This window comes from Bergeyella cardium (assembly GCF_009914665.1).
GTDB classification, from domain to species: Bacteria; Bacteroidota; Bacteroidia; order Flavobacteriales; family Weeksellaceae; genus Bergeyella_A; species Bergeyella_A cardium.
Window position 1 is genome coordinate 1,353,866 of sequence record NZ_CP029149.1, and the last position, 23,151, is coordinate 1,377,016.

The following is a 23,151-nucleotide window of genomic DNA, read 5'->3' on the forward strand; positions in this document are numbered from 1 at the left end:
CAACTAATGAAAAAAATAATCACAACAGTCTTAATTCTTACATTGGCTGCGGGCGGAGCTTATTATATCCTCCAAAAAAATAAAGAGAAGAATGCCGCTCAAGTGGCAGTAGTAGCCGAAAAAAATACCGATGTAGTTGTAAGAACCGCCAAAGTAGCTTACGAAAACATCAATGATGAATTTACAGTAGATGGAAACTTCCTCGCCAATACACAGGCTACCATCGCAGCGGAAACGGGTGGGCAAATCGTAGCCCTCTATGTAAAAGAAGGGAGTAGTGTAGGCGTAGGTCAAGTTATCGCTAAACTCAAAGGCGATAAGTATGATGTAAATGTAAATAATGCACAGGCAAATCTGGAGCAAGCAATCTCCGCCCTCAACAGGTATGAAGCGGCTTATAAAACAGGAGGGGTTACTGCATTGCAACTCGACCAGGCAAGACTGCAAGTGAAAAACGCAAGAGCACAGGTGCAATCTGCACAGCTAAGCTCGGGAGATACCGTAGTTCGCTCCAAAGTAAGGGGGATTGTCAATAAAAAGAATGTAGAGCTGGGAATGGTGATAGGTGCAGGTACTGCAATAGTAGAAGTAGTGGATATTTCTTCACTCAAACTAAAAGTAGATGTAGATGAAGCCGATATCAATAAACTCAGCCTTGGCGAAAGCGTGAAAGTGAAGCCATCGGTAGAAGATGGAACTGTAGAAGGCAGGATTACTTTCATAGCCCCAGCAGCGTCAGGTGCTTTAAAATTCCCTGTGGAGGTTACCGTTCCTAATAACTTCAATAAACTGAAAGCAGGGATGTATGGTACCGCAATCTTCGGAGGTGGCGGGCACCAAAGCAGAGAACTTATAGTACCGAGAACCGCCTTTGTAGGTAGTGTGAGCGATAATCAGATTTTTATTGTGAAGAATAATACCGCTCAGCTGGTAGAAGTGCAAAGCGGAACCAATTATGGCGATAAAGTACAGATTCTTGGTGGGCTGAAAGAAGGAGATGTAGTCATTACCAGCGGGCAAATCAACCTTAGCAATGGCTCAAAAGTGAGCATCCTTAAATAATCTCCATACAAAAGTAAAGTTACCAAGTGAGAGTGCTTATATTCTTCATATCATTAATTCCCATTTTTGGTTTTTCGCAGATAACCCCTAAAGCATCGGATTCATTAATAGCAAAAACTGATAGCTTAAGTACCAATTTTATGATTACAGGTATCAGTAATGCGATTACCAGAATATGGGAGCTCGATGAAGATTCAAAAACGAAGCTCTTCAAACCAACAGCATACAGGAGAACCTATGTACTGCCTTTCCGATGGACGGATGTATTTAACCGACAGCCTCAGAGCTTTAATCCAGAGCGACCAATCCCAGAATTTAAAGACTACCAAAATGTAGAAGTAAAGTTTCAGCTGAGTATGAAGGTGAAAATTATGGAAGGAGTTCTCTTTGGGAAAGGAAACCTCTGGCTGGGCTTTACCCAATCTGCTTACTGGCAAATGTATAATGGGGGACTTTCCCGACCGTTTCGGGAGATTAACTACGAGCCAGAGCTGATGTTTACTTATCCCATCGACCTGTCGCTTGGAGATTTTAAGGTAAGAATGGCAGGACTTTCCGTAAACCATCAATCCAACGGTAAAGAGCAATCGCTTTCAAGGAGCTGGAACCGAATTATCTTTATGTCTGCCTACGAATACGGAAACTGGGGGCTGCTACACCGCGTATGGTACAGATTACCCGAAAACCCTATAGAAGATGACAATCCCAAGATTTCAGAATATATAGGCAAGACTGATGCACATTTGTTTTATAACTCACACAAGCATATTTTTTCTCTCTATATGAGGAGTAATTTGGGAGATCCTTTTCGGGGTTTTGTAGAGTTCTCTTACATCTATCCAATCAAGGGAGACCTTAAGCTCTTGTTTCAGGCATCTCACGGCTATGGAGACTCACTTATAGAATATAATCATAAGCAAACCACTCTTGGTGTTGGGATTATATTCCTTGATTTTTAAATTAATATTAACATAAATAGTATAAAAAAATAAAGAAATGAATAACGATAAATTTATAACCATATTAGGTTGGATAGCTACTGTAACCGCAGTGGGAATGTATGTGTCTTATGTTCCTCAGATTCAAGATAACTTAAACGGGAAGCCCGGCAATCCTGTGCAGCCACTCGTTGCAGCAATCAACTGTACGCTCTGGGTAATGTACGGGCTGATGAAAAAGCCCAAACGAGACTGGCCCATCGCTCTTGCGAATATGCCAGGGATATTATTTGGTTTGGTAACTTTTGCTACTGCATTGTAGCTTGATGAATGCCTATTGCAATTACAAGCCTATTATAAATTTTAAAACAAATAACAGAATGAACTTTTTAGATTTAGCTAAAAACAGATATACAACAAAAACCTATCGCAAGCAGAAAATCTCAGCAGAGCAAATCTCAGAGCTGAAAGAGATATTGAGGCTTAGCCCTTCGTCTATCAACAGCCAGCCGTGGAGATTTACTTTTGTTTCGGATGAGAAAGTGAAAAGCCAGCTCGCTGAAGCCTCATTTTTTAATGAGCAGAAAATAAAAGAAGCAAGTCATCTGGTGGTTTTCCGAGTGGTAGATAACCTCAACCTCTTTGAAGAGCAGATTACTGCTATACTTCCCGAAGGTGCCATAGCCTACTATCAGCAAATCGTAAAACCAAAAGGTGAAGAAGCCGTAAAAAACTGGTTACAGAAGCAGGTGTATATTTCTCTTGGGTATTTCCTTAGCGCTTGTGCTGCTTTGGAGATAGATTCTACTCCAATGGAGGGGATAGATACCCAAAAGTATGATGAGCTACTCCCAATCGATGGATATAAAACCCTCTTTGCTGTAGCCATTGGTTATAGAAGTGTGGAGGATAAAAATCAGCCTCACATCAGCCCTAAAACGAGATTAAAAGCCGAAGAAATCATCAATGAGATTTAAGACTATAACTTACTTAAGTCTTTTCAAATATTAAAAACAACACAACAACATCAAATGAAATTAGCAGAAATATCTATCAAGAGGCCGAGTTTGGTTATCGTACTGCTTGCCGCTCTTATCATTGGGGGGCTTTTCAGTTACAAAAGCCTTAGCTACGAGCTTATCCCAAAGTTTGAGGTAAAGGTAGTAACCATCTCCACCATATACCCAGGTGCAGGGCCTTCCGAGATAGAAAATACGGTTACTAAAAAGATAGAAGATGCCGTATCATCATTGGAGAATGTAAAGAAGATACAGTCCAGATCCTATGAGGGCGCATCTGTGGTGATTATTACCTTTAATAATAATGCGGATGTAGATTATGCACTGAATGATGCCCAGAGGAAGATTAATGCCATCCGCTCTGAATTACCAGATGATGCTAAGGAGCCATCGCTCAGTAAATTTTCCCTTTCCGACCTTCCTGTTGCGAAGATGGGGATTACGGCAAACCTCAGCTCTGCCGAGCTCTATACGCTGGTAGATGAGAAAATACAGCCTGCATTCTCCCGAATCCCTGGTGTAGCGAAGGTTAATATCGTAGGAGGGCAAGAGAGAGAGATTCGTGTGAGCTTAGACCCTGAGAAGGTAAAAGCATACAGGCTTACCATTTCTGCCGTTCAGCAGATTATACAAGCCTCTAATATGGACTTTCCTACGGGGAATTTGAAGACAAGGGATAATACTACCCTCATCCGTCTTTCAGGGAATATTACCTCTGTGGAGCAGCTTAGAAATCTTACAATAGCTTCCCAAAATGGAAGGAATATCCTCCTCTCCGAAGTGGCAGATGTACAGGACACGCAGAAAGATGCAGAGAAAATCGCTCGTATCAACAGTAAAAGCACCCTTCTTCTCGAAGTTCAGAAGCAATCTGATGCCAATGCAGTAGAGGTAAGTGAGCTCGTGCAGACAAAAATAAAGGAAGTAGAAAAGCAATATAAGCAGCAGAATATAAAGATTGACCTCGCAGATGATACCAGTGTATTTACCCTCGAGGCGGCAGATTCTGTAACTCACGACTTGTTTATCGCGGTATTTCTCGTAGCTTTTGTGATGCTGTTCTTCCTTCACTCGTTCAGGAATGCCCTTATCGTAATGGTATCCATCCCATCGTCGCTTATTGCAACCTTTATCGGTATTATGATATTAGGCTATAGTTTAAACCTGATGAGTTTGCTTGCTCTCTCCCTCGTGGTAGGTATCTTGGTAGATGATGCTATTGTGGTGATAGAGAATATCCACAGGCATATGGAGATGGGGAAAAACAAATACAGAGCAGCGTATGATGGTGCTTCGGAGATTGGCTTTACAGTAGCGGCTATTACGATGGTGATAGTAGTGGTATTCCTCCCGATTGCGATGAGTTCGGGGCTGGTTTCGGATATCATCCGCCAGTTTGCCGTAGTGGTGGTTATTTCTACCTTGCTCTCGCTCTTGGTATCTTTCACCGTAGTTCCTTGGCTTTTCTCTCGATTTGGTAAGCTGGAGCATATCAGTAAGAGCTCTATTTTTGGTAAGATTATCTATGCCTTCGAGAGACAGCTCGATAAATTCACCCATTGGATTAGCAACCTCTTAAAATGGAGTTTAAACCATAAGGCAATTACCTCTGTTTTAGCGGTAGCAATCTTCTCTACCATTATCCTATTAGGTAAGTTTGGGTATATTGGTAATGACTTCTTCCCCTCTACAGAGAGGAGTAAGTTTCTCATCCAGCTCGAGCTGAATAAGGATGCCTCTGTGCAGCAGACCAATCTCGCTACGCTCAAAGCTGAAGAATTCCTCAATAAAATTCCAGAGATACAATCTACCATTACTACCGTAGGGCAAGCCAGCAGTGGTATGGGAACGGCGCAGGCTACTTCCTACAAGTCTGAGATTACCGTAAAACTCATCGATAGAGACCAGATGGAAGAGAAATCTACCAAAGTCTTTGCTGCGAAGCTCAAAAGACAGCTTGAGAAAGAACTCGTAGGAGTAAAAGTAACTACTGTGCCTGTCGGTATGATGGGGGCTGAGCAGGCAGCTATACAGCTCAATATTACAGGGAATACACTGGCAGATGTAATGAAGTATGCCAAAGAAGCAGAGAAGCTCCTCAAAGGGATTAAAGGTTCTAATGAAGTAGAGCTAAGCGTAAAAGAAGGAAACCCCGAGATCGCAATAGATATAGACCGAGACAAGATGACCGCACTTGGTCTGAATGTAGCAACCGTAGGGCAAACCCTGAGAACTGCATTTAGCGGGAATACAGACTCCAAATTCCGTACGGGCAACAGTGAGTTTGACATTAATGTTATCCTCGATGAGTCTTTCAGAATGAGTATAGATGATGTTCGTAATATTTCGTTTATCAATTCTCTTGGGCAGAGCGTTAGCCTTGCACAGTTTGCTACGGTGGCTAATTCCACAGGGCTTTCTTCATTAGAGAGGTACGACCGCTCACCGTCCGTAACCGTAAATGCTCAGGTAGTAGGTAGAACCGCTGGTGAAGTGGCAGACGAATGGGAAGGATTACTCAATAACACCCAGCGACCTGCTGGCGTAGAGTGGAAATGGGGGGGCAACAAAGAAAACCAGTCCGAAGGCTTCGGTACGCTCGGGGTAGCAATGCTCGCTGCATTAATGCTCGTGTATATGGTGATGGTGATTCTCTACAATGACTTCATTCGCCCGTTTGTCGTGATGTTTTCCATTCCGCTTTCCTTCATCGGGGCAATCTGGGGCTTGGCACTCACCAATCAATCCCTGAATATCTTTACCATTCTGGGGATTATTATGCTCATCGGTCTCGTGGCTAAAAACGCAATTCTCCTCGTAGATTTTGCTAACCAAAGGAAAGCTGAGGGAGAAACTACCTTTGATGCCCTTGTACAGGCAAACCACGCCCGTCTCCGCCCTATCCTGATGACGACCATTGCAATGGTCATAGGTATGCTCCCTATTGCAATGGCAAATGGTGAGGCTTCGTCTATGAACAATGGCTTGGCTATCGTTATTATCGGGGGGCTGCTCTCCTCCCTCTTTCTCACCCTTATCATTGTACCTGTAGTGTATATGATTCTCGTAGGGCTGGAAGAGCGCTTCTTCGGACACAAAGAAAAAGATATAGATGCACTGATGAAAGGCGAATAGCAACTGGCAAATAGCTCTTCTGGCTGTTAGCTATTAGCTGATAGCCAATAGATATATAGGCACTGGGCGCCCCTGCGGGGCGCCCAGTGCTGTTTTATTAGAATCTCAGCCATTCTAATGTCAGGAAATTTTGTTGGTGACGTCAAGAAATTAAATAGCTTCTAGCTACTGGCTTTTGGCTATTAGCTAACTGTCAATTATGGGCAGACTCACATCCTCACCCCTATATACGCTTAATTTGTGCTAAGGGAGGAATAGAGCCTCCATACAGATGTTTTTAAATAATGAGTTAAGCGAATATCTAATGTGGCAATACCTCACACGAGAATGTGAGGTATTGCCACATTCCCGTGTGAGGGTGTCTCACATTCTCGTAATAGAGTGTCTATCCTTCCCGTAATAGAGTGTCTATCCTTCCCGTAATAGAGTGTCTATCCTTCTCGTGATAGACTGCTTATTATTTTTTATCAAATGAAAGAATCAAATCTTATTTCTGGCTTTAGGCAGTAGCTGGCTACTGGCTTTTGGTTTCTAGCTATTAGCGGTAAGCAATTGGCTTTAGGCAGTAAGCAGTAGGCGGAGCGTGGTTAGTTTGTAATAAGTGCCTGCCGTGCTACGGCTGGGTCACCTGTAAGGTGGGGAGGACAAAAAAAAGCCCTCAATTGTTGAGGGCTAAGCGCTTCACCGGCTATGGTGTTATGATGGGATTTCTCCTCTGTATAGGAAGGAAACGATTTCTTTATTCATTTTGTCTATCATTTCGCTGAATAGGTGGAAAGACTCCTGCTTGTAGATGATGAGCGGGTCTTTCTGCTCATATACGGCACCTTGTGAGGAGCGCCTTAGGTCGTCCATCTCGCGGAGGTGCTGTTTCCAGTTTTCATCTATAATGGCGAGGGTAATGTTCTTCTCATAGTCGCTGATGAGGCTTTCGCAATGGCTTTCGTATGCCTTTTCAAGGTTGGTAACGATGGTCATTGTCTTGTGCCCATCGGTAAATGGCACTTGAATCATCTTAAACATATTCCCTTGATTTTTGAATACATTTTCAATGATTGGGAAGGCTTTTTCCTTCATCAGGTTGAGTTTATTGTTGTAATCCTCCTGAGCTGCATTAAAGACAATATCGGTGAGCTCTTTTACGGATTTATTCTTGAAATCTTCCTCGCTTACAGGGGAGCCCATTGTGAAGTACTTGATGATTTCGTACTCAAAGTCTTTGAAGTCGCCATCTACCTTTCCTCTATTCACGATGGAGTAGGCTACATCAAAAATCATATTGGCAATATCGTATTTCAGATGGTCGCCAAAGAGTGCATTCTTTCTTCTTTTGTAGATGACATCTCTCTGTTTGTTCATTACATCATCGTATTCAAGGAGCCTTTTACGGATACCGAAGTTATTCTCCTCTACTTTCTTCTGAGCCCTTTCTATGGAGCGGGTAATCATAGAGTGCTGTATAACTTCTCCCTCCTTATGCCCGAGCCTGTCCATCATTTTGGCAATTCGTTCTGAGCCAAAGAGGCGCATCAGGTTGTCTTCAAGCGATACATAGAACTGCGAACTTCCCGGGTCTCCCTGACGGCCAGAACGCCCTCTAAGCTGCCTGTCGACCCTTCGGGAATCGTGTCTCTCTGTTCCGATGATGGCAAGCCCTCCTGCTTCTTTTACTTCTTTGGTGAGTTTAATGTCGGTACCACGCCCTGCCATATTGGTAGCAATAGTTACTACGCCTGCTCTACCTGCTTCGGCTACAATCTCTGCCTCTTTCTTGTGGAGTTTAGCGTTGAGAACTTGGTGAGGAATCTTCCTGAGGCTTAATGCACGGGAAAGCAATTGGGAGATCTCCACCGATGTAGTCCCTACAAGTACGGGTCTTCCTTCTGCGGTGAGTCTCTCGATTTCTTCAATTACGGCATTGTATTTCTCACGGTTGGTCTTATAGACGAGGTCGTGTCTATCGTGGCGGAGGATAGGTCTATTGGTAGGGATAACCACTACATCGAGCTTATAGATTTGCCAGAATTCGCCAGCTTCTGTTTCAGCAGTACCTGTCATCCCTGCCAGTTTGTTATACATACGGAAGTAGTTTTGCAGGGTAATGGTAGCAAAAGTCTGTGTAGCCGCTTCGATTTTTACATTCTCTTTTGCTTCAATCGCTTGGTGTAAGCCATCGGAATAGCGGCGCCCTTCCATAATACGCCCTGTTTGCTCATCTACAATCTTCACTTCACCGTCAATTACCACATATTCATCATCTTTTTCAAATAGGGTATAGGCTTTTAGCAGTTGGTTAAGCGTATGAATTCTCTCGGATTTTTCTGCAAAATCTGCAAAGAGTCTTTCTTTCTCTGCAAACTCCTGCTCTTTATCAAGGTTTTTAGCTTCGAGTTCTGCGATTTCAGTTCCTATGTCTTGAAGCACGAAGAAGTTGGCATCTGAATTCCCCTGAGACATATACTCGATTCCCTTATCGGTAAGGTCTACTTGATTGTTTTTTTCATCAATAACGAAGTAGAGGTCTTGATCCACGATAGGCATATCGCGGTTATTATCCTGCATATACTGTGCTTCTACCTTTTGAAGCAATGCGCGGTTACCGCTTTCTGAAAGGAATTTAATGAGCTGTCGGTTCTTTGGAAGTCCTCTATACGCCTGTAGCAGTTTGAAGCCTCCGTCTTTTGTATTTCCTGCTGCGATGAGTTTCTTTGCTTCATTAAAGATGCTTGAAACGGTTTTCTTCTGAACCTCTACGATTCTATCAACAGAGGGTTTTAGTACATCAAACTCCTGCCTGTCGCCTTGTGGAACGGGTCCAGAGATAATAAGTGGCGTTCTGGCATCATCGATGAGAACGGAATCCACCTCATCTACAATCGCAAAGTTGAGGTCTCTCTGAACGAGCTCTTCTGGGGAGTTTACCATATTATCGCGGAGGTAATCAAATCCGAATTCATTATTCGTTCCGTAGGTAATATCTGAGTTGTATGCCTTTCTACGAGCATCGGAGTTCGGTTGGTGGTTGTCTATACAGTCAATCGTAAGTCCGTGGAACTGATAGAGCGGTCCCATCCAAGCGGAGTCCCTTTTCGCAAGATAGTCGTTTACGGTTACCACATGTACCCCTCTTCCTGGCAGTGCATTGAGGTAGATAGGAAGTGTTCCTACCAAGGTTTTACCTTCACCTGTTGCCATCTCTGCAATCTTGCCCGAGTGAAGAACAACCCCACCGATGAACTGAACATCGTAATGTACCATATCCCATTCTACTTGTGTACCTGCTGCATCCCAGTGGTTGTGCCATACGGCTTCATCTCCTTCTATGGACACGAAATCCTTTGTTGCGGCAAGTTCTCTATCTCTATCGGTGGCTTTTACGCGAATTTCCCCATTTTGTGCCCATCTTCTTGCGGTTTCTTTTACGAGGGAAAATGCCTCAGGAAGTATTTGTGTAAGGACTTTTTCTTCTAAATCGTAAGCCTCTTTTTTCAGAGTTTCAATTTTGTTGAAGAGCGCTTCTTTCTCATCTATATTGGAAGTATTGGCTATTTCCTCTTTAATCTTTTCTATCTGTGAGGTAACATTTGCGGAGGAAGCCTTTATTTTTTCTTTAAATTCTGCTGTTTTTTCTCTTAATCCTTCATCGGAAAGCTGCTGAATTTGTGGTTCTACAGCCTTAATTTTTGCAACTACTTTTCTTACTTCTTTTAAGTCATTAGCGTTTTTATCACCTAAAAAACTTTTAAGAATACTGTTTAAAAAACTCATAATATAGGTTAAATTTATGTGGTATATAGACAATAAGCAGTAAGCTATCCGTGCTCTGCTTACTGCTTTTGTTTAATATTCGTCTTCGTTCCAGAGGAAATCTTCATCGGTAGGATAATCGCTCCATACTTCTTCTATGGATTCATATACTTCCCCTTCGTCTTCAATTGCTTGCAGGTTTTCTACTACTTCCATTGGGGCTCCTGTTCTTATGGCGTAGTCTATCAGCTCTGCTTTGGTCATAGGCCAAGGTGCATCGCTCAGGTATGAGGCTAATTCTAATGTCCAGTACATATGTTTTTATTTTTTATTTAAATTTTTTGCAAAAGTTAAAAAAAATGATGACTTATCAAAGTTTTTATTTTTCATTTTTGAGTTTCGGCGTTTCTCAAAAACCATTCCACAAATTTTTTTATGCCATCGGAGAATTTTGTCGTTGGCTTATAGCTGATTAATTCTTTTGCTTTCGTTATATCTGCATTGGTTTTATTTACATCACCGGGTTGCATTGGCAGATTTTTCCTGTGGGCTTTTTTATGAAGCTCGGTTTCAATAGTTGTGAGCATCTCATTCAGGTTGATGACTTCACTCTCGCCAAGGTTGATGATTTCATAGACATTGCTATGATTTTCAAGGTAGAGAATAGCTTGCTGTATACCGCTAATGATGTCATCCACAAAGGTATAATCCCTCGCCGTACTGCCGTCTCCGTAGAATGGAACCTCCTTGTTTTCAGAGATAAGTCTCGTAAATTTATGGATAGCAAGGTCGGGTCTCTGGCGCGGACCATACACGGTGAAGAACCTCAGCTGTATCATATCAATATTGTACAGGTGGTGGTAGGTATGCCCCAGTATTTCGGTGCATTTTTTTGTAGCTGCGTAGGGAGATATCGGTCTATCCACGCTGTCGGTTTCAGCAAACGGAATCTTCTCATTATTGCCGTATACGCTTGAAGATGACGCACAAATAAACTTCTTTATCCCAAAGTCTTTACAAATTTCCCAGAGGTTCATCGTCCCTTTGATATTCACATCTGCGTAGTCTAATGGTCGGTCTATTGATGGTCGCACTCCCGCCAGTGCTGCCAAGTGTATCACGCAATCAATTCTGTTCTCGGTAAAGATTTTCCTCAGTCCATCAATCTCTCTAATGTCTTGATAATAGAGCGTATATCTTTCGGATTGTGTCTCAGAAATAAGCCTTTCTATATCCTTTTCTTTGGCTGAAAATTCAAAATAGCCAGCCTTACCAACCGATTCTAATGTATTTCTAACTTTGATGGAATAGGGGTAGAAGTCATCAAAATTATCAATATTAATGACAGAATGTCCGCTTTTTAATAATTTTTCTGCCAAGTGTGAACCAATAAAACCACTCGCTCCTGTGATGAGGTAAGTCATTTCCCTTTTCATTTATTGCCCGCAAAAATAGAGAAAAAAGACCAAATATTTAATGAAACTCAAGGCTTCAGAGGCTTATTTATCTTTTTTAATATTTTGATACTGATGAAATGGTTTTATTTTGTAAAAAAGGGTGGGGGAGGGGATTAGTTATCCAAGAATAAAGGGGACAATGTCCCCCTTTATTATAAAATTTAAAATAGAATAATCTTTACTTTTTTTACTCGAAAAGTTCGGCTGTGTCTAATACGCTTACCTTTCCGTCCTCACAGCGGATCGCCTCACCAGGGAAGTTTTGTATCATATGGTAGTCGTGCGTTGCCATTACTACGGCGGCATTGTTTTCCAGTGCCACTCTTTTCAGCAGGCTCATAATCTCGTTGGAGGTTTCTGGGTCTAAATTCCCCGTTGGCTCATCGGCAAGGATGAGTTCTGGATGGTTGAGCAGTGCGCGTGCTATGGCTACCCTTTGCTGCTCGCCTCCAGAGAGTTCGTGAGGCATTTTGTGCTTTTTGTTTTTCATTCCCACACTGGAGAGCACCTCGTTTATACGGTCTTCGATTTTTGTTTTTTCCTTCCAGCCCGTTGCTTCTAAGACGAATCTCAGGTTTTTCTCTACACTTCTATCGGGCAATAGCTGAAAATCTTGAAAGACAATGCCCAATTTCCTTCGGAGATTAGGGATGTTTGAAGTTTTGAGGGTGGAAAGGTCAAAGCCCACTACGCTGCCTACCCCTCCTACCAAAGGAATGTGCCCGTATAAGGTCTTTAATAATGAGCTCTTTCCAGCGCCTGTTTTGCCAATAAGATAGCAGAACTTCCCTCTTTTTACTTCTAAGTCTACATTATTTAATACAGTGAAATTCTTCTGAGCGATTTTAGCATTTGAAAGTCTGATAACCAACTCTCCCGTCTCGTTTCTATGAGGCATCTTAATATGTTTTTAATGAAAGATCTATTCTGAATAAGGTGTTCAAAAGTAGAGAAAAAGATTTCTCAGACAAAATAAATAACAATTTTTAACAATAAAAAATGCTTGAAAATAAATCTCCAAGCATATTTTATATAAGATAATTTGATGAGGAATTATCTTTTAGCTCTTGACACACTTACTGTCAATCTCTTTCTTCCCTTAGCTCTTCTTGCTGCTAATACTCTTCTACCATTTGGAGTAGACATTCTCTCTCTGAAACCGTGTTTGTTTCTCTTCTTTCTTTCTGATGGTTGAAATGTTCTTTTCATTACTTCAATTTATAAAGTGTATGTAATATTCCTTGAATTTTAGGCTGCAAATATATATGTTTTTTTATAAACCGCAAAATTTATTTCTAAACTTATACAAGGGATTAAATTTTAAAGATAATAAGGAGGGAATCTGTGATATATTGCAGTCCTATTGCCAGTACGAGGAAGCCTATGATTTTAGATACCGTAGTCATTCCAGCTACGCCTAATAGTTTCGGGATGAGATTACCACTTCTGAAAAAGATGTAAATAATCAATGAAACTGCAAAAACTGCCGCTATAATAATCGCTTTGTCTGTAAGCTCTGGGTGCTCGTTTGATTTTGCTATGAGGAGAGACATAGAGCCTGGTCCTGCTATGAGTGGTAGAGCGAGAGGCGTCATTGCGATATTGGAATTAGATTTTTCTATTTCCTCTTCTTCATTGTTTTTGGGTACTGATTTGGAGAGCAGGCTAAACCCTGCAAGGCAGATTAAAAAACCACCCGTAACCTTTAAAACAGGAATCGTAATCCCAAAGAAGGTAAGGATATATTCACCTATAAAGAAAGATATAATAAGAATTACAAAAACATTAATAGCTACCCAGAGGGCTATTCTATTCTTCGTTGCAGTGGTATCTCCGTGTGTAAGCCCGAGGAATACAGGAAGGTTCCCAATGGGGTTTAAAACCGAAAATAAAGCCGCAAATGTGATTAAAAATAAATTCATTTTATCATTAATTTTAGTCAAAAGGGTTGCAAAAATAACTCTATTTATTGTACTAGCAAATATCAACAATAAAGCACGAGTATTTGTTCCTCGTGCTTTGATAGCTTTCTTATCGTATTTCTGTTGATGCTGTTTTATTTTGTATAAAACTCTATGATTTCATTTATTGCATCTGAGCATACTGGGCAGAAGCCTTCAGGCTCGTTAGATTTCATCCTGCAGTCTTGCATAGGGCTGTACACTCCTGTTGCTACATATCCGCCTCCTTCAAATGCACCAATGGTCTTTGTATATTTTTTTGTTCTTGGGGTAGGGATGGGGGTACCTTTCTTTACTTTTTTCTTCCATTTTTTATCAAAGTCTATCAGTGTAGTGATATTCTTTTCCCAAGGCTCAATATTCAGGTTATAATACTCACTTCCGCCTATTGAAGCATTGTAATACTCATCTGCTAATCCTACTAATCCGTGCCCAAATTCGTGCACAAACACCTTATCCGAAAGCTCATTATCTACCGATACCAAGTTGATGACATTATAAAAGCCACCTCCTCCGTATCTCGGTGTATTTACTAATACATACAGCTGGTCATAAGGTACATTTGCCGCTATATCTGCGAGTTTAAAGTTGTCCATAGAAGTCAAATATCTCGCTTCTCCAAAAGTGTAGAAATTTGAGTTCAGAATCGTGTTTTTATATACGCCTTCACCGGGGATATCGGTTCCAGATTCTAACGATGGGCTCTGCACTGCATACACATTAAATTGAGCTTTGTATTTGTTAAATGGCGGTATGGTAAACATATAATCCACCAACCTCTTTGCATCGCTAATGAATTTCGGCATTTCCGCTTCTGTATATCCTTCAGCGATTATTGCGAGGTCTAATTTCTCTTTTGGGCTACCGTTATCATATATTTTCGTTACTGGGTATGGGGTTATTTTCTCTTGGGTTACAGAATAATGTTTCGGGTCTATTTCCCTTTGGAATGTACTCTGGAAGTTGCCGTAGATGTCTCTGTACTGTATATCTACTATGATTTCCCCTTTCGGGAAGGGGATGAGCATCGTATTTTCAAAGGTTTTGTTAATGCGCTTCGCTTCCTCCATCGCTTGCCATTCTTGGAATATCGGGCTAAAACCTTTCGAAAAAATCAGTTCACCAGATTTCTTATCCCTCACTTGGAACCTATAATTCCCATAATCAGGATATAGCAACTGGTTAGATGTCCCTCCGCCAAACAGCGGTTCTCTCTTCATCCGTGCTATTGATATGCTTTGTTTCTGGTAGCTTCCGTGCAGCAAAAAGTCAATCCTCAGGCTCCCATTCTCAAAATAAGTATCAAAATCCACTTTCTGTCCTGTCAGCATCGTTAATGCTAATCCAAACGCTATAAAAGCCATTTTCTTTATCATAACTCAAATATTTTTATCTCTAAAAGTCCACAAATATATATAAAACCTAATATCTAATGACTAAATTTAATCTTCATTATGAAAAATTCAATAAAACGGACTAAAAAATATCAATGCAATAGGTGAAAATACCAGTGTAATGTATAAAAATACGAATGCAACGCTCAAAAATGCTAATGCAACGGGTAAAAATGCCTCTACGACTATCTAAATCAACAAATCAACGCTAAGATTAGCGCTGCAACTAGCAAAAATGAAAGATACGCTACAAAAAATTAATCATCAACTATAAAAATTGCAAAATCCTCAATTTGTTTAATATCAATGACATAAATACCCCCCCCCAACCCCATTATTTTAATAATAAAAGGGGCTATGCCCCAAAGAAAGGGTCTCTGACCCCAAAAATTGTATTTTTGCACCTTATTAAATAGTATAAGACTTTAAATATGGAACTCATACACCGCAATCTCCTTATAGGAATCCACACTGCGCTCTCAGAAACCTTTTTCGAGAAAAATAAATATGCCGACAAAGTCATCGAGCGCCTCCTCAAAGCCAATAAAAAGTGGGGCAGCCAAGACAGAGCCGTCGTCTCCGAGATTTTTTATAACATCATCCGCTGGAAAAAGCGCCTCGAGTACTATATGGGCGAGGGGGTAAAGCCCTCAAACCTCTACAAACTCATCTTAGCCTACCTCCTTTGGTCAAAAACCCACTACAAGAAGTTTGATGAGTTTTCTGGCATTAAAATCTCCGATATCCTCCGAAAATTGGAGAAAAACACCGTCCCAACTAAGGCTATTGAGTATTCCTTGCCCGAGTGGCTCGCTGAAACCCTCCAAAATCAGCTCGGCAATAGCTGGGAACGCGAGGCAAAAGCCCTCAACGAGCAAGCTCCCACCGTCCTCCGCACCAATACCCTCAAAACCTCTCCTCAAAACCTCGTCTCCATCCTTGCAGATGAGGGCGTCAAGGCTTTTACCCTAAAAAATCACCCCGATGCCGTACAGCTCGAAGAGAAAAAAAATGTCTTCCTCACCTCAGCTTTCAAAAACGGACTGTTTGAGGTTCAAGATGCCAGTTCTCAAACCATCGCTCACCTCCTTAATCCAAAAGAAGGCGAGCGCATCATCGATGCCTGTGCTGGTGCAGGTGGGAAAACCCTCCATATCTCTGCTCTGATGAAGAATAAAGGACAAATCATCGCCCTTGATATCTTCGATTGGAAACTCGCCGAGCTCAAACGAAGAGCAAAGCGTGCAGGAGCCCATAATATAGAGACCCGCCTTATTTCGGATAATAAAGTCATCAAGCGACTTCACAACACTGCCGATAAACTCCTTATAGACGCTCCCTGCTCCGGTCTCGGCGTCCTCAAAAGAAACCCCGATACCAAATGGAAAATAGACCTTGACTTTATTAATAGAATACAAAACGAGCAAAAACAAATCCTCCACCAGTACTCAAAGATGCTCAAAGTAGGGGGGCAGATGATCTATGCCACTTGCTCCATTCTCCCCTCAGAAAACAACCAGCAAGTCGAGCTTTTCCTCCAAAACAACCCCAATTTCTCCCTCCTCTCCAACCAAACCCTCTTCCCCAGCTCAGGCTACGATGGCTTCTATATGGCACTCCTCCAGCGCAACGAATAGGCGAGTATAAAGTTTTTTTTAATATTAAAACCAATGGGTTAAAATATATTTATCACCTTTTTAATAAATAAATTTTGGAGGGAAATAAGAAAATTCTATATTTGCACCGCTAAAAGCGATGGTTTCTTAGCTCAGTTGGTAGAGCAACGGACTGAAAATCCGTGTGTCCCTGGTTCGATTCCTGGAGAAACCACTGAAAAATAGCCCCAACTTCTCGAGACATCCGTTTCGGGAAGTTTTTCTTTTATATATAGACAACCTTATAATGCTTAAAATCTTAAAAAAATGCTATACATCATCTCCGTGCTTTTATCCCTCCTTATCGTTGGGATTGTCCTCTTTCTCAACACTCCAAAATTCGGGAAACTCCCCTCTGGTGAGCGATTAAAGCGTATAGAAGCCTCACCTAACTATAAAAATGGTAAGTTCGTAAACTTGGAGCATACCCCACAGCTCACATCGGATAAATCCTTCATTCAATCCCTATACGAGTATCTTTTTAAAAAGGCTAAAAGCTCAAACCTACCACGAAAGTACCTGCCGAAAAGACCAATCTCAGCAATATCCCCAATAATTCTATGGTCTGGTTCGGGCACTCCTCCTATTTCATTCGGTTAGATGATAAAAACCTCCTCATAGACCCTGTGTTTAATGAAGCCTCACCCCTATTCTTTATGGTAAAACCTTTTGATGCCGAATACAACTATTCCACTAATGATATTCCCAATATAGACCTTTTGATTATCACCCACGACCACTGGGATCACTTGGATTATAAAGCGATAAAGAAGCTTAAAGGCCGTATCTCCAAAATACTTTGTCCGCTCGGTGTAGGTTCCCATTTGGAGTATTGGGGTTTTAGTCCAGAGCAGATCACTGAGCTTGATTGGGATGAAGAAACCTCCCTTCTCGATATGAAAATCACTTGCTTGCCTACCAGACATTTCTCTGGTCGTGGTCTTTTACCTACCAAAACCCTCTGGGGTTCATTTATGTTGCAAGCTCAGGATAAAACCGTCTATGTAGGTGGAGATAGTGGCTACGGAAAGCATTTTTCTCGTATCGGAGCATAGTTTCCGAATATAGATTTTGCTATTTTGGAAAATGGTCAGTATGATGAAGACTGGAAGCACATCCATACGCAGCCCTATGAACTTCCAAAAGTGATGAAAGAGCTCGGTGCAAAGCTCTATTTCACTGGGCATAATTCCAAATTTGAATTAGCAAAACATTCTTGGCAGGAACCTCTTGAAACCATTAAGAAAATTCAGGAAACAGAACCAGAAATCCATCTCCTCACTCCTAAAATTGGTAGGGTAGAAGCCTTCTAATCGCTCAAAGATTTTGATATTTGTCAAAAGACCGACCTGCCGGCTTCTCTACTTTTGCACCCGCAATTAACAACAAACAAGATGAAGAATAACAAAAGCTGGTTAGGGGCTCTCCTGATGTTTCCTTTCTTAGGATTTTCTCAGGCTGTCCCTCCCACTTTGCAGGAGCTTGTAGATAAAGCTCTCGCTATTGATGGAACCCTTAATGAGCAGCAACTTCAAAACAAACTCACTGCTCTTAATGATGAAAAACTAAAAGACATCTTCCTCCCAAAGCTGGATATTTCTGGCAAAGCGGGCTATATGTATACTTCGGTAGGATATACCACTCCTGAAATCCATCTTCCCCCAATCCCGAAATTGTTCCCAGGGAAAACCATTCCCGACTATTCTAATAATCTCAATATTTCGGGTATTTCCTCGCTGGCAAAGGCAGAAGCCTCTATGGTGCTCTATTCTGGTGGTAAAGTCAAGTATTTGAAACAAGCAAATGCTGAAAAAGCCCTCTCCGAAGAGCAGATGATGGAGAAGACAAAAGATGATATCGTTACCACTATTTCAAAGGCGTATGACCAGCTTGCCCTCTTGGAGGAAGCCAGAAAAGTCTTGGAGGAAAGTAAAAAACGATTGGATATCAACCGAAAAACTGCCGATAAAGCCCTTGGATATGGGCTGATTACACCTTATGACCATAAGAAAATCGAGCTTGCACAGGCGGTATTAGATTCCAAAATCGTAGAATATGAAGGGAAGAAAGCTCTCGTCATCACTCAGCTTCAAATTCTTACAGGTATAGAAAAGGAAAGGCTTATGGAGCTCTCTCCAGAGCTTCAGCCTGTGCTTTATACTTTGGAAAGTCAGGATATTAGCAATAGAGCTGAGCTGAAAGCATTGGAGCACGGCATCAAAGCCTCAGAATATAAAATCCAAGCTGAAAGAAGGTGGTGGGTTCCCAAAGTGCAGGCGCTGGCATCATTGTCCTACGCGGGACTTTATAGCAACCATATCTCCACCTCCAAAGAAACCCTCTATGGCTTAGGAAAGAAGTTGGATTTAAACCCTTCAAACCTGAATATTTTCCCTATCTTCCAAGTGGGAATAGGTTTTAAATGGGAAATTTTTGATGGAAACGAAGGCAAAACCTCCATAAAAGAAGCGAGCATTAATAAAGAAATCCTCATCAATAAAAAAGCAGATGCCGAGCGAAAACTCAAACTCAACCTCGCGAATAATCAAACCAATTATGAGATTTCAAATGCGCAAATCAGTCTGAAAGATAAAGCCAGAAGCATTGCACGAACGGCTCTTGAGAATGTAGAGAAAGAATTCCGCTATGGAACCAAAAAATCCTCCGATTTAATAGATGCAGAAACTGATTTCCAAAATGCAGAATTAGAATACAAAACCGCTATCTTCAACCAGAGGAGAAACGCCATAGAGCTTATGAAATCTACCCAAAGTTTAGATCTAAATAAATTATAAAACCTCAGTATTATCATTCATTCATCATAAAATTAACAACAAACAAAATGAAAAATATCAGTAAAATGCTCATCCTTTTAGCTCTTTCATCTTTGGTTTCCTGCGGAAAGAACCCACAGAACAATGAAAAAGGCTTTGATGGGAAAACCAAAAAAGAAGTTATTTCCTTTGCACCGAAAGTTACGGGCAGGATACTTGAAATCTATGTAGAAGAAGGACAAACCGTAAAAGCAGGCGATACCCTCGCGAAGATTGACATCCCTGAAGTGTCCGCAAAGATGGCTCAGGCAAAGGGAGTTTCAGAAGCTGCCCTTGCCCAAGTGAAAATGGCAAAGAATGGAGCTACAAAAGACCAACTTACCCAGCTCAGAGCCAAGCAAAAGGGTTTGCAAGAGCAGTATGATTATGCCAGAAAATCCTACCAGCGAGCACAGAATATGTTTAATGACAGCCTGATGTCTCCACAGAGCTATGATGAGATTTTTGCTAAATATCAAGGGGCAAAAGCACAGCTCGATGCGGTAAATGCCGAGCTCCACGATGTGGAAACAGGCACAAGATTCGAGAAAGTAGAAATGGCACAAGGACAAGCCGAGCAGGCACTTGGTGTGCTTCAGGAGGCGCGAACTGCCTACTCCGAGCGGTATGTCATTGCGACCAGCGATATGGAAATCGAGACCATCTCCCTTCACAAAGGCGAGCTGGCTACGGCGGGCTATCCACTCTTCAATGGCTATGTGCCAAAATCCACCTATTTCCGCTTTACCATCCCCGAAAGCAAAATGGAAAAATACAGGAACGGACAAACCGTTCAGATAAAATCAACCTACGGAAACCACCGTATCTCGGGTAAGATTGTGGCAGTTAAGCAGCTCACAAAATACGCAGATATTACCACTGCCTTCCCAGATTTTGAGCCTCAAGATGCGGTCTATGAGCTGAAAGTGATCCCAACAGATAAGGCAAAGGCAAATACCTTATTGGTCAATTCAAGTGTGATTTTAGAATAGAAAGATGATGGGAATTTTAGCATTAATCAAAAGAGAGTTCAGGCTCTTCCTTACCAATAAAACCCTACTTTCGGTCTTTTTCCTCGCTCCGATTGCTTATGCGCTCCTCATCGGCTTTACCTATAAGGAGGGTAAAGTAACTGAAATCCCCGTTTTGCTCGTGAATGCTGATAAAACGCCTACTGCACAGCAGGTCGTAGATATGTTGGAGGACAATTCCTCCCTAAGGCTCATCCACTATAGCCAAATACCGAAGGAGGTCTCTGCTGAGGTCATTCGCCAGAATGCCGCCGCGGTAGTCATCATTCCCGAGCGTTTCGAGGCGATGATGCTCCAAAAGAAATACCCAGAAATCAATGTATATATCAACACTTCCAATGTGCTCACGGGTAATTTTGCCTCTAAGGCAATCCAAATTACGCTCGGTACATTTTCCGCAGGGGCAGAGATAAAAGCACTGCAGCGTAGGGGGATGTCTTCCGAGCAGGCAAAATCTCAGATGGAGCCCTTCAAGACGAACTACATCACCCTCTATAACACCACGAGCAACTACCTCGTATTTATGTGGCCACCGCTAATGGCGGTCGTCTTGCAGCAAGTGATTCTTTTGGCTATGGCGGTCTCATTTTCAGAGGATTTCAAGCGTACGAGCTTCATCACGGACTTTAATGGAAAGCAGCGATATACCGCACTTATTATGGCGATTAAAAGCCTCCCTATATGGCTTTTCTCTATCTTTAATCTCCTGATGTTCTATGCGTTCAGCTTATTCTTTAAGCTCCCTACTCCTGAAGATTCGTTGCATTTCTTTGGGGTAACCGCAGTTTTCGTTTTGGCGGCCTGCAACCTTGGGGTCTTCGTCAGCATCCTCGTGCCTGACCCGCTAAAGGCTACTCAGGTACTGATGGTGATCGCTTCGCCTGCTTTTATCGTCAGCGGATTTACTTGGCCTGTCTATTCTATGCCCACTGCGCTGAGGTATTTAACGAATATTATCCCGCTCACGCCCTACTTAGAGGCGCTGAAAATATTGCTGATACAGAAGGGCGAGAGCAGCCTTACCAATGGTTTTTATCTACAGCTCGTTGCGCAGTCGGTCATCTACTTTTTGTTGGGGTGGATTGCACTGAAAGTTAAGGTTAAAAGCCTCTTTAAGGCGGATAAAACCCACCTTGAAACATCGTAGAATGATATTTTTCATCATATTAGTTTGTGTTAATGAAGTCTCCCCGCGCCTTGCTGGGAGGCTTCTGTTTCTAATAGGGGACAGAAACCCTTTTAATATTATTTAATGCTCAGATAAGTAGAAAAAGGTAGTGTAGAAATCATCCATACAAAAGAAAAATATCTATTTTTGTGGAAATAATCACCGATGATGCTCCAAGAGAAATTAACTTCCATAATGTCTAACGACACTGATATAAAGGTATTTCTGGACGACTATACCCAAGAAAAATCGATTAAAAAAGGCGAGGTGCTCTCCGCTGCAGGGAGCCATCAGCAGAATGTCTATTTTGTAGAGGAAGGGCTGCTCCGCACCTTTTATTACGAGCAGGGGAAGGATATTACCGCAGGATTCTATGTGGAGGGCAGCGTGCTTAGTCCGATTATTAACTTCGCTGAGCGCGAGGCATCCATCTACGATATTGAGGCATTGGAAAACACCCGCGTGAGCTACTGCAACTATACCCAGCTCGATGCGCTCTGTAAAGTGTCTCTAACTATGGCGAACTTCACCAGATACATCCTACAAGACATTATTTTAGAGAAAAATAAAAGGCTGGCGTACTTCCAGTATATGACCGCCAGAGATAAATACAATGCCCTCTTGGCAGAAAACCCCAGCATACTCCTGCGCGCTCCGCTGGGCGATATCGCATCTTTTCTGGGCATTACGCAGGAAACCCTGAGCAGAATCAGAAATCAGAAATAGGCAAATGATTAAAAATATCCCCATCGAGCGCATCCTCTTCCTTGATATAGAAACCGTACCGCAGTGCGAAAACTGGGAAGACCTCCCCGAAACTACCCAAAAACTCTGGGCAAAAAAGACCCTCTCCCAAAGGCGAGAAGAAATCTCGGCGGGGGACTATTACCCTGAAAGAGCGGGCGTAATGGCAGAATTTGGCAAGATTGTCTGTATTTCCGTAGGGATGGTGGATAGAAACGAGAGGCTCAAAATCAGAAGTTTCTCCAGCAATGATGAAAAAAATCTGCTGGATGAGTTTGGTCAAATCTTCAATAGCCCAAGGCTGATGAATGTAATCCTCTGCGCACACAACGGTAAGGAGTTTGACTTCCCGTGGGTAGCCCGCCGCTTCCTCATCAATGGCTTAGAACCGCCCGCACCCTTCCAAATGTTTGGAAAGAAACCTTGGGAAGTGCCCCACCTCGATACGATGGAGCTATGGAAATTTGGCGATTACAAAAGCTTCATCTCTCTGGAGCTGATGGCGCATATCTTCAATGTGCCCACTCCAAAAGACGATATAGACGGCTCTATGGTAGCAGAAATCTATTACAAAGAGCGAGATTTGCCAAGGATAGTAGCCTATTGTGAAAAAGATGTATTAACTTTGGCGAATATTTTCCGACGGCTTCGGCAGGAAGACCTACTGAAACGCAGCGGAGACTAAAATAATTTTTAGAAAATGAAATATACAGACGAACAAATCGCCGAGCTCGGCGAGAATATTATCAGGACACTTAAAACCGTTTATGACCCAGAAATCCCAGTAGACATCTATGAATTGGGATTAATTTATGATGTACAAATCTCCGAAGAAGGCGATGTAAAAGTCGTAATGACCCTTACCACGCCCAACTGTCCTGTGGCAGAATCCCTGCCCGCAGAGGTAAAAGAAAAAGTAGGCGAAGTAGAGGGTGTGAATGATGTAGCGCTCGACCTTACCTTCGAGCCCGCTTGGAATAAAGAAATGATGAGCGAGGAAGCGAAATTTGAACTGGGAATGCTCTAA

22 protein-coding genes and 1 tRNA gene are annotated in these 23,151 nt (G+C 42.1%); 16 read left to right on the forward strand and 7 right to left on the reverse strand.

What is annotated here, in order from left to right; translation table 11 throughout:
* The first annotated feature begins 6 nt into the window (after positions 1 to 6).
* From DBX24_RS06240 to DBX24_RS06260, 5 genes are all read left to right on the forward strand, one after another.
* Positions 7 to 1,062 (forward strand): efflux RND transporter periplasmic adaptor subunit, encoded by a 1,056-nt coding sequence (locus DBX24_RS06240; RefSeq protein WP_120489476.1) that lies wholly within the window; start codon positions 7 to 9, stop codon positions 1,060 to 1,062.
* Between the two features lie 140 nt (positions 1,063 to 1,202).
* The gene (locus DBX24_RS06245) at positions 1,203 to 2,021 is read left to right on the forward strand and encodes a phospholipase A (RefSeq protein WP_260392793.1); all 819 of its coding nucleotides are present in this window, start codon (positions 1,203 to 1,205) and stop codon (positions 2,019 to 2,021) included.
* 37 nt (positions 2,022 to 2,058) lie between these two features.
* Positions 2,059 to 2,322 (forward strand): SemiSWEET family transporter, encoded by a 264-nt coding sequence (locus DBX24_RS06250; protein ID WP_120489474.1) that lies wholly within the window; start codon positions 2,059 to 2,061, stop codon positions 2,320 to 2,322.
* A 58-nt stretch (positions 2,323 to 2,380) separates the two neighbouring features.
* Positions 2,381 to 2,977: a nitroreductase family protein gene (locus DBX24_RS06255; RefSeq protein ID WP_120489737.1), complete on the forward strand. Its 597-nt coding sequence runs from the start codon at positions 2,381 to 2,383 to the stop codon at positions 2,975 to 2,977.
* A gap of 54 nt (positions 2,978 to 3,031) precedes the next feature.
* On the forward strand, positions 3,032 to 6,154 hold the full coding sequence (locus tag DBX24_RS06260; protein ID WP_160224324.1) for an efflux RND transporter permease subunit: 3,123 nt from the start codon (positions 3,032 to 3,034) through the stop codon (positions 6,152 to 6,154).
* A 696-nt stretch (positions 6,155 to 6,850) separates the two neighbouring features.
* Here the strand turns inward: DBX24_RS06260 and secA are convergent.
* The 7 genes from secA to DBX24_RS06295 all read right to left on the reverse strand — a co-directional run bounded on the left by secA (position 6,851) and on the right by DBX24_RS06295 (position 14,695).
* Entirely contained in the window at positions 6,851 to 9,922 is a 3,072-nt protein-coding gene (gene secA, locus DBX24_RS06265; RefSeq protein ID WP_120489472.1) for a preprotein translocase subunit SecA, read from the reverse strand.
* 72 nt (positions 9,923 to 9,994) lie between these two features.
* On the reverse strand, positions 9,995 to 10,216 hold the full coding sequence (locus DBX24_RS06270) for a DUF2795 domain-containing protein (RefSeq protein ID WP_120489471.1): 222 nt from the start codon (positions 10,214 to 10,216) through the stop codon (positions 9,995 to 9,997).
* Positions 10,217 to 10,287: 71 nt separating this feature from the next.
* Positions 10,288 to 11,325, reverse strand: a complete 1,038-nt coding sequence (locus DBX24_RS06275) for a GDP-mannose 4,6-dehydratase (protein ID WP_160224325.1) — start codon at positions 11,323 to 11,325, stop codon at positions 10,288 to 10,290.
* A gap of 220 nt (positions 11,326 to 11,545) precedes the next feature.
* A complete protein-coding gene (locus DBX24_RS06280) occupies positions 11,546 to 12,256 on the reverse strand; it encodes a cell division ATP-binding protein FtsE (protein ID WP_120489469.1) in 711 nt (236 codons plus the stop codon).
* Between the two features lie 155 nt (positions 12,257 to 12,411).
* Positions 12,412 to 12,567 carry a 50S ribosomal protein L34 gene (gene rpmH, locus DBX24_RS06285; protein WP_004917131.1) on the reverse strand — a complete coding sequence of 52 codons (156 nt, stop codon included), beginning with the start codon at positions 12,565 to 12,567 and terminating at the stop codon, positions 12,412 to 12,414.
* A 104-nt stretch (positions 12,568 to 12,671) separates the two neighbouring features.
* Positions 12,672 to 13,280, reverse strand: a complete 609-nt coding sequence (locus DBX24_RS06290) for a MarC family protein (RefSeq protein WP_160224326.1) — start codon at positions 13,278 to 13,280, stop codon at positions 12,672 to 12,674.
* A gap of 134 nt (positions 13,281 to 13,414) precedes the next feature.
* A complete protein-coding gene (locus DBX24_RS06295; protein WP_160224327.1) occupies positions 13,415 to 14,695 on the reverse strand; it encodes a M64 family metallopeptidase in 1,281 nt (426 codons plus the stop codon).
* Positions 14,696 to 15,144: 449 nt separating this feature from the next.
* Between DBX24_RS06295 and DBX24_RS06300 the strand changes: the two genes are divergently transcribed.
* From DBX24_RS06300 to DBX24_RS06340, 11 genes are all read left to right on the forward strand, one after another.
* On the forward strand, positions 15,145 to 16,350 hold the full coding sequence (locus DBX24_RS06300; protein WP_160224328.1) for an RsmB/NOP family class I SAM-dependent RNA methyltransferase: 1,206 nt from the start codon (positions 15,145 to 15,147) through the stop codon (positions 16,348 to 16,350).
* A gap of 120 nt (positions 16,351 to 16,470) precedes the next feature.
* Positions 16,471 to 16,543 (forward strand) — tRNA-Phe (locus DBX24_RS06305).
* Between the two features lie 92 nt (positions 16,544 to 16,635).
* A complete protein-coding gene (locus DBX24_RS09420) occupies positions 16,636 to 16,968 on the forward strand; it encodes a hypothetical protein (protein WP_260392794.1) in 333 nt (110 codons plus the stop codon).
* A complete protein-coding gene (locus tag DBX24_RS09425; RefSeq protein WP_260392795.1) occupies positions 16,929 to 17,423 on the forward strand; it encodes an MBL fold metallo-hydrolase in 495 nt (164 codons plus the stop codon). The genes DBX24_RS09420 and DBX24_RS09425 overlap by 40 nt, the downstream gene beginning before the upstream one ends.
* A 24-nt stretch (positions 17,424 to 17,447) precedes the next feature.
* Entirely contained in the window at positions 17,448 to 17,681 is a 234-nt protein-coding gene (locus DBX24_RS09430; protein ID WP_260392796.1) for a hypothetical protein, read from the forward strand.
* 81 nt (positions 17,682 to 17,762) lie between these two features.
* Complete coding sequence (locus DBX24_RS06315) at positions 17,763 to 19,163, forward strand: TolC family protein (protein WP_160224329.1); 1,401 nt, start codon at positions 17,763 to 17,765, stop codon at positions 19,161 to 19,163.
* Positions 19,164 to 19,210: 47 nt separating this feature from the next.
* The gene (locus DBX24_RS06320) at positions 19,211 to 20,173 is read left to right on the forward strand and encodes an HlyD family secretion protein (RefSeq protein ID WP_160224330.1); all 963 of its coding nucleotides are present in this window, start codon (positions 19,211 to 19,213) and stop codon (positions 20,171 to 20,173) included.
* Between the two features lie 4 nt (positions 20,174 to 20,177).
* Positions 20,178 to 21,359 carry an ABC transporter permease gene (locus DBX24_RS06325; protein WP_160224331.1) on the forward strand — a complete coding sequence of 394 codons (1,182 nt, stop codon included), beginning with the start codon at positions 20,178 to 20,180 and terminating at the stop codon, positions 21,357 to 21,359.
* A gap of 216 nt (positions 21,360 to 21,575) precedes the next feature.
* Entirely contained in the window at positions 21,576 to 22,106 is a 531-nt protein-coding gene (locus tag DBX24_RS06330; RefSeq protein WP_160224332.1) for a Crp/Fnr family transcriptional regulator, read from the forward strand.
* Between the two features lie 4 nt (positions 22,107 to 22,110).
* Complete coding sequence (locus DBX24_RS06335) at positions 22,111 to 22,809, forward strand: 3'-5' exonuclease (protein WP_160224333.1); 699 nt, start codon at positions 22,111 to 22,113, stop codon at positions 22,807 to 22,809.
* Between the two features lie 15 nt (positions 22,810 to 22,824).
* Complete coding sequence (locus DBX24_RS06340; RefSeq protein WP_120489460.1) at positions 22,825 to 23,151, forward strand: SUF system Fe-S cluster assembly protein; 327 nt, start codon at positions 22,825 to 22,827, stop codon at positions 23,149 to 23,151.

What these genes read in the sequence shown, in the direction of transcription:
- DBX24_RS06240 (WP_120489476.1), top strand. Translation starts at nt 7, where the DNA reads ATGAAAAAAATAATCACAACAGTCTTAATTCTTACATTGGCTGCGGGC.
- DBX24_RS06245 (WP_260392793.1), top strand. Translation starts at nt 1,203, where the DNA reads ATGATTACAGGTATCAGTAATGCGATTACCAGAATATGGGAGCTCGAT.
- DBX24_RS06250 (WP_120489474.1), top strand. Translation starts at nt 2,059, where the DNA reads ATGAATAACGATAAATTTATAACCATATTAGGTTGGATAGCTACTGTA.
- DBX24_RS06255 (WP_120489737.1), top strand. Translation starts at nt 2,381, where the DNA reads ATGAACTTTTTAGATTTAGCTAAAAACAGATATACAACAAAAACCTAT.
- DBX24_RS06260 (WP_160224324.1), top strand. Translation starts at nt 3,032, where the DNA reads ATGAAATTAGCAGAAATATCTATCAAGAGGCCGAGTTTGGTTATCGTA.
- secA (WP_120489472.1), bottom strand. Translation starts at nt 9,922, where the DNA reads ATGAGTTTTTTAAACAGTATTCTTAAAAGTTTTTTAGGTGATAAAAAC.
- DBX24_RS06270 (WP_120489471.1), bottom strand. Translation starts at nt 10,216, where the DNA reads ATGTACTGGACATTAGAATTAGCCTCATACCTGAGCGATGCACCTTGG.
- DBX24_RS06275 (WP_160224325.1), bottom strand. Translation starts at nt 11,325, where the DNA reads ATGACTTACCTCATCACAGGAGCGAGTGGTTTTATTGGTTCACACTTG.
- DBX24_RS06280 (WP_120489469.1), bottom strand. Translation starts at nt 12,256, where the DNA reads ATGCCTCATAGAAACGAGACGGGAGAGTTGGTTATCAGACTTTCAAAT.
- rpmH (WP_004917131.1), bottom strand. Translation starts at nt 12,567, where the DNA reads ATGAAAAGAACATTTCAACCATCAGAAAGAAAGAAGAGAAACAAACAC.
- DBX24_RS06290 (WP_160224326.1), bottom strand. Translation starts at nt 13,280, where the DNA reads ATGAATTTATTTTTAATCACATTTGCGGCTTTATTTTCGGTTTTAAAC.
- DBX24_RS06295 (WP_160224327.1), bottom strand. Translation starts at nt 14,695, where the DNA reads ATGATAAAGAAAATGGCTTTTATAGCGTTTGGATTAGCATTAACGATG.
- DBX24_RS06300 (WP_160224328.1), top strand. Translation starts at nt 15,145, where the DNA reads ATGGAACTCATACACCGCAATCTCCTTATAGGAATCCACACTGCGCTC.
- DBX24_RS09420 (WP_260392794.1), top strand. Translation starts at nt 16,636, where the DNA reads ATGCTATACATCATCTCCGTGCTTTTATCCCTCCTTATCGTTGGGATT.
- DBX24_RS09425 (WP_260392795.1), top strand. Translation starts at nt 16,929, where the DNA reads ATGGTCTGGTTCGGGCACTCCTCCTATTTCATTCGGTTAGATGATAAA.
- DBX24_RS06315 (WP_160224329.1), top strand. Translation starts at nt 17,763, where the DNA reads ATGAAGAATAACAAAAGCTGGTTAGGGGCTCTCCTGATGTTTCCTTTC.
- DBX24_RS06320 (WP_160224330.1), top strand. Translation starts at nt 19,211, where the DNA reads ATGAAAAATATCAGTAAAATGCTCATCCTTTTAGCTCTTTCATCTTTG.
- DBX24_RS06325 (WP_160224331.1), top strand. Translation starts at nt 20,178, where the DNA reads ATGATGGGAATTTTAGCATTAATCAAAAGAGAGTTCAGGCTCTTCCTT.
- DBX24_RS06330 (WP_160224332.1), top strand. Translation starts at nt 21,576, where the DNA reads ATGTCTAACGACACTGATATAAAGGTATTTCTGGACGACTATACCCAA.
- DBX24_RS06335 (WP_160224333.1), top strand. Translation starts at nt 22,111, where the DNA reads ATGATTAAAAATATCCCCATCGAGCGCATCCTCTTCCTTGATATAGAA.
- DBX24_RS06340 (WP_120489460.1), top strand. Translation starts at nt 22,825, where the DNA reads ATGAAATATACAGACGAACAAATCGCCGAGCTCGGCGAGAATATTATC.